Raw genomic sequence first — 6,699 nt, 5'->3', positions numbered from 1 at the left:
CACCGTCCCGCAAGGCGTCCCGCAACGGCTTCACCACCACCGTCACCACACCCTCACCCGGCACGAAACCATCCGCCCCCGCATCGAACGGCCGGGAAGCACCCGACGGGGACAGCGCCCGCAGGTTCCGCATCGCGACGTAGTGCAGCGGGGACATGGCGACCCGGACTCCGGCGACGACGGCCTGTTCGCACTCGCCGTCGCGGATGCTGCGCACCGCGGTGTGCAGGGCCACCAACGACGAGGAGCACAACGTGTCGATCGTCATGCTCGGCCCGTGCAGGTCCAGGAACCAGCTCACCCGGTTGGCCAGGAAGGCGTTGTGGTTGCCCAGACCGCTGGGGGCGTCCAGCTCGGACGCGATGTTGAAGTCCTTGTAGTGCTGGTAGCTGGCGCCCACGAACACGCCGGTGGCGGGGGCCAGTTGCCTCGGCGGCAGGCCCGCCGACTCCAGCGCCTCCCAGGTCGTGCGGAGCAGCCAGCGGACCTGCGGGTCGAGGACCTCCGCCTGCTTGGGGAAGAAGTCGAAGAACCGGGCGTCGAACTCCTCCACGTTGTCGAGGAATCCGCCCACGTCGGGCTCGGCACCGTCGGCGTACCGGCCCCAGCGGTGGGGCGGAGCCGGGCGGATCTCCTCGCCCGAGCCGGCGAGGAGCGACCAGAACCGTTCCGGGTCCGGGGCTCCGGGAAGCGCCAGGGCCAGGCCGATGACCGCCATGTCCTCGGGGGCCGCGGTGTCGGCGACCGCGGCGGGTACCGCGGCGGTCGTGGGAGCCGCGACCTGTGCGGGGGCCGTTTCGCGGGCCGTTTCCGGCCCGAACACCCCGTCGGCCGCGAGCCCGGCGACGTGTGCGGCGAGCGTCCGGCAGTCCGCGGCGTCCAGGACGTCCATCGGGCCGATCCGCACCCCGTACTTCTCCTCGACCTCGTCCGCGACGGCCGTCGCCAGCATGGAGTCGAGACCCGCGGCGGACAGTGAGGTGGTCGCGGTGACACCCGGGTCGTGCAGGACGGCGCGCATCACCGCGATGACGGCCGCCTCCGACGCCGCGGTCCGCGGAGTGCGGTGGGCGGTAACGGGGGTGTGAGCGGAGGGGGCCGGGTCGTTCCGGGTCACCGTCACCGCCCGGTACTCGATCTCGTCGAGCCGGACCAGCACCCGCCCGTCGGCGGCGAACAGGGTCGCGTCACCGCGCCGTGTGCCGTCGCTTCCGGGCTCCGTGCCTTCGAGGAGGACGAACGCGGTGCGCGCCGGGTCCGCCCAGCGGGTCGCCCGGCCGACGGAGACCGGCAGGTACGTCGCCGAGGGGGAGGCGGGATCCGCCAGGGTGAGGACGGCCATGGCCTGGAGGGCTGCGTCCATCGCCACCGCCTCCGCCTCCAGCGGGCTGTCGGCGGGGAGGCCGATCCGCGCGAGCACCCGGCCCGGCCCGTACACCACCTCGGTGATGGACCGCAGCGGGGCGGCGAGCTCCATCCCCTTCGCCGCGAACCAGGCGTAGAGGCCGTCCGGTTCCAGCGTGCGGCGGAGTCCGGACCGTACGGCGTCCAGGTCCGCGGTGCCGGGCACGGGTCCGGTCGGGGTGCCGGCCGTGGTGAGCCGGGCGATGACCCGGCCGGCGTGCCGGAAGGCGGCCGGGCCGGTGCGGGCGGGGTCGCCCAGGTCGCTGGTGAGGGGATGGGTTCCGGTCCCCCGGCCGGTGAAGGCGATCCCGGTCAGGACCCCGCTCGACCGCAGGCCGAGGGCGAGGGGCAGCGCCCCCGGCACGGTGTCCTCGCCCAGCACCCGGTGGGCGGCCGTGAGCCGCCGCACGGCCGCGGCCACGTCCTCCGCCACGTCCTGCGCGGCCTGCGCAGTCAGGGCCTGCGGAGTCACGGCCTGAGGGGCCTGCCCGAACGGGTAGGGCGGCAGGACGCGGCGGCGCGCCGGCGGGCCCGGGTACACCGCGGCCCAGTCGACGGACCCGCCGCCGACGTAGCGGAAGGCCGGATCGCCGAGCCCCGTCGAGGCCCTGTCGAGCACCGTTCCGCCGCGGACGACGGTGCCGGGTGCCCGGTCCGCCAGGTCCAGCGCCCGTACCAGTCCGGTGCGCAGCTCGTCGGCCGTGGCCCCCAGGACCGCGACGCGGTGCGCCCGGTGGTCCCTTCCGACCGCAGCGGAGCGGCACAGCCCGGCCAGGTCGTCCGCTGTGCCCCGCAGCAGCGGCCGGACGTCCTCCATGCGCCGGAGCAGGGCGTCCGGGGTGTGACCGGAAAGGACCAGCAGGTACTCGTCCGGCGGGGCGGCGGTCGTGCGGGGATCCTGCTCCACGGCCTCCCCGTACCGGGGCTCCCCGAGGTACTCCTCCACGACGACGTGCGCGTTGGTGCCGCCCATGCCGAAGGAGCTGACGCCCGCCCGGCGCGGCCCCTCCGAGGTCCACGGCCGGGGCTCGGCCGGGATCACGAACGGCCCGGCGGACAGGTCCAGGTGGCTGCTGGGCGTCTCGAAGCCGGCGACGGGCGGGATCTCGCGGTGCCGCAGGCACAGCAGCACCTTCAGCAGTCCGGCGAGTCCGGCCGCGGGTTCCAGGTGCCCGATGTTGCCCTTGACCGTGCCGATGTGGCACGGCCCGCCACGGTCCGGGTCGCTGCCGAACACCTCGGTCAGCGCGGCGATCTCGATCGGGTCGCCGAGCCGGGTCGCGGTGCCGTGCGTCTCGATCAGGGAGATGTCCGCCGGGGCCAGGCCGGCGTCGTCCAGGGCGGCCCGGACCACCGCGGCCTGGGCTTCGCTGCGGGGCACCGGCAGGGCGCTGCCCCGGCCACCGTGGTTGACGGCGGTGCCGCGGACGACGCCCCAGATCCGGTCGCCGTCCCGCTCCGCGTCCGCCAGGGGCTTCAGCATCACGGCCAGCGCGCCCTCGCCGGGGAGGAATCCGTCCGCCCGCTCGTCGAAGGGCCGGGGCAGGCTTTCCGACAGTGCGCCGAGCTGGCTCAGGCTGCGGTAGTACCACGGGGTCAGCCCGACTTGGCAGGCCGCCACGATGGCGGCGCCGCAGTGGCCCGCGCGCAGCGCGGCGACCGCCTGCTGGACGGCGACCAGGGAGGACGAGCACAGGGTGTCGACGGTCTGCGAGGGACCGGTCAGGTCCAGGGCGTACGAGATCCGGTTGGCCAGTACCGCGTTCATGGAGCCGAGCGCGGTGTGCGGGCCGACGGTCTCCAGTCCCTGCGTGTCGCGGTGGTGGGTGTAGGTGGCGCCGACGAAGACGCCGATGTCACGGCGGTCCGCGAGACCGCTGTCGTCCCGGACCGTCCAGGCGTGTTCCAGCAGCAGTTTCTGCTGCACGTCCATGTCCTCGGCCTCGCGTACCGAGATGCCGAAGAAGGACGGGTCGAAGCGGTCGGTGCCGGCGACGAAGGCGCCGGACCGGCAGTAGGTGCCCGTCATCCTGGGGCCGCGCGGCTCGAAGTGGGCGTCGATGTCCCAGCGCTCTGCCGGGACCTCGGTGAACGCGTGCTCGCCGGAGCGGAGCAGCGGCCACAGCCCGGCCGCACCGCCGACCGCGCCCGGCAGGTCACCGGAGACTGCGACGATCGCGACGTCCGCGTCGCGGCCGGCAGTCGCCGGCTGCCGGCGCGGCGTCGGACGCGGGTGGTCCGGGGAGGCCGCCGGGAGCGGCTCGGACGCACGGACGGGGTCGGAGGCGAGGGCGGGCCCGTCGGGCTCCGGTGCCGCGACCGCGACGGCCGCGCCGTAGCGGTCGGCCAGGGCCTGGACCAGCTCGGCGAACTCGCCGTACTCCAGGAAGAGGGTCGCCGGGAGGTGGATCCCCCACCTGCGCGACAGTTCCTCCGACAGCTCGACGCTCATGATCGAGCTCGCGCTCAGGCCGTAGTCCGACAGCGGGGTGTGGCGGTCGAAGGAGGCGAGGCCGAGCCGCTCGGCGAGGAACCGCTCCAGCGCGTCGGCGACACCTTCCGCGGCGCCCGCGCCGGCCGCCAAGGCCTCCACGGCCTGGGCTGCCGGTTCCCGTACGGCGGAAGGCGTTCCGGGATCGTCCGCCGGCTCCTCCAGCGCGGCCCTGGCCGGCTCCTCGTCGTCGAGCGCGATGACCACGTCGCCGGCGTCCGGGTGGGCGACGACCACCTGGCGGGGGTCCTCCGCCGATCCCAGTACCGCCATCAGGGCGTCCAGCCCCTCTTCGGTGCCGAGGGGCCGGACACCGCGCCGCCTCAGCTGCTCGGCGACGGCCGTGCCCATGCCGACCTCGCCCCACAGGCCCCAGTCGACGCTCAGCCACGGCGAGCCGTACGCATGGGCGAAGGCGTCGAGGTAGGCGTTGGCCGCGGCGTACCCGCCCTGGCCGAGGTTGCCGAACGTGCCGGAGACCGACGCGAACAGCACGGCGAAGTCCAGGTCCTGCCCGGCCACCGCGGCGGCCAGCTCGCGAACCCCGTCGGCCTTGGGCCGCATCACCGCGGCGATGTCCTCTCCGGTGGCGCTGCGGATGAGCCCGTCCTTGAGCGTGCCGGCCGCGTGGACCACTCCGTGCAGCTCGCCGAACTCCGTCCGCATCCGGTCCACCACGGCCGCCAGGGAGCCGGGGGTGGTGACGTCGGCCCGGTAGGAGACGACCTCGCATCCGTACGCGCGGATCGCGGCGGTCGGGTCCTCGCCGGCGGCTGCCGCTCCGGAGCGGCTGACCAGCGCGACGACGCCGGCACCCTCGCGTGCGAACCGGGCGGCGACCTCCAGGCCCAGACCCCCGTGCCCGCCGAGGACGAGGTAGCGGCCACCCTGCCTGATCGGCCCCGGCCCGGGCCGGGGCGCGGCGTGTGCCGACCGGTCGCGGACCCGGACGGGTACCCGACGGACTCCCTCCCGGTAGCCGGTCTCGGTCGGTCCGGCGCCGTCGCCGAGTTCCGCCAGGAGTGCGGTGAGCCCGCCGTCGGAGGACCGGTCGATGTCCACGAGGCGCGGGCGCAGGCCCGGGTACTCGATGGCGCCCGTGCGGAGGAGCCCCCACAGGGCGGCACGCGCGGGCACCGGCCGGTCTCCGTCCGCGACCGGCTGCCCGTCCCGGGTCACCACGAGGAAGCGGGACTTGCGCTGCCGCTCGCCGAGGGTCCGCAGGGCGGCCAGGCATGCGTGGAGGCCGACGCGGAGCTCCGTCTCCTCGCTCCGGGCGCCGTCTGCCGCGTCGTCGGCGTTCCAGAGGTGCACGACACCCGCGACCGGGTCCCCGACCTCCTCCCAGAGCCGCCGGAACGCCTCCTCGTCGGGCTGCGCCAGCGTCAGCCGGTCACGGTCGTGCTGCGGCGGCGCGGAGGGGCGGGTGCCGGCCTCCACCACGCGGGCGCCCCCGGCTCGTAACCGCCCGGCGGCGCGCGCGCCCAGCCCGTCGGGACCGCCGTCGTGCAGCACCACCCAGGTACCGGTCAGCGGCTCGGGCGGGACAGCGGCGTCTTCCGGTGCGGGACGCCAGACGATCCGGCTGATGGGCAGCGCGACGGACCGTGCCGGAGCCGCGGCGGCGGTCGGCCGCGTGACGGCGGCCGTCCGCCGCATCCGGAGCCCTTGGAACTCCGCGGCGATCTCGTTCGAGGGCCCCAGCACGGTCGCGTCGGCAGTGGCGTACGCACCGTCGACGCCGGTGCGGCGCACCAGGACGGTCACACCGGACGACAGCGCCGAGAGGTCGGTGAGGACCCGGAGGCGGGCGAGGCCGATCGGCAGCATGGGGTGGGGGCCGTCGGATCCCGTGAGGTCCTGGAGCGCACAGCTGACGACCTGGAACACCCCGTCCACCAGGAGCGGGTGTGCGTACCAGGGCACGGGTTCGGCGTCGGAGCGCAGGGTGGCCCGGACCGTGCCGCCGTCCCCGACGGTGAGCTCGCGGACGGTGCGGAAGTCGGGCCCGTACTGGAGGCCCTCGCGGGCCCAGCTGTCGTACAGCCGGGCCGGGGCGAGGGTCCGTGCGCCGGTCGGCTGCGTGTCCGTGCCGGCGGGCGGGGCCTGGGCGTCGGCCGGGAGCAGCCGGCCGGTGCCGGTGGACAGCGGTTTGCGCTCGCCTGCCACGACGGTGCTCAGTTCGAAGCGGGTCCGCGGCCCGAAGGTCACGTCGAGCCGGACGGGTGCCGCCGCGTCCTCGCCGATGGTGAGGGGCCGCAGGAAGGTCACGTCGGTGAGCTCCAGCGGTGCGAACGGGCTGCGCCGGGCGACCCCCAGCATGGCCATTTCCAGTTGCACGGCGGCGGGCAGGAGCCCGGTACCGGCGGAGCGGTGCTGGGCGATGAAGGGCTCCTGGCCCGTGAACGTCTTCTCGTAGGTCTCGGCCGGGTACGTCACTGTCCCTCGCTCCGGTACTCGTAGTGACGGTCGAACAGCGGGTGACTGACGGGACTCGTCGTGGTGGCGGTGGGGCGGGCGGCGGGCGCCACCAGCTCCTGCCGTTGGAAGGGGTAGGTGGGGAGGGTGATCGTGCGCTGTCCCTTGCCGGTGTGCAGACCCGGCCAGTCCAGATCGGCGGGGGTCCCGTTCACGTACGCGGCCAGGGCCGCGTGCAGCTCGGCCTGGTCGACACGGTCGCGGCGCAGGGTGCTCAGCCACACCGGCTGTGCCTCACCCCACGAAGCCCGCGCGAGCGCAGTCAGCTGCGGATGGGAACCGATCTCCCACACCGCACCCGCACCCAGGGTGCCGAGCGTCTGCAC

1 protein-coding gene and 1 pseudogene are annotated in these 6,699 nt (G+C 75.2%); both read right to left on the bottom strand.

Going from position 1 to position 6,699, the window contains the following annotated elements:
• A partial coding sequence (locus ACZ597_RS35475; protein WP_471339565.1) for an SDR family NAD(P)-dependent oxidoreductase occupies window positions 1-6,334 on the bottom strand: 6,334 nt, incomplete at its 3' end.
• Window positions 6,331-6,699 (bottom strand): annotated as a pseudogene (locus tag ACZ597_RS35470) (acyltransferase domain-containing protein); the annotation flags it as partial. The pseudogene ACZ597_RS35470 and the gene ACZ597_RS35475, both read right to left, overlap by 4 nt.

It is taken from the genome of Streptomyces sp. NPDC040718, assembly GCF_055593565.1.
The sequence above is the reverse complement of the archived record's forward strand: the minus strand, read 5'-3'. Positions and strand labels throughout refer to the sequence as shown.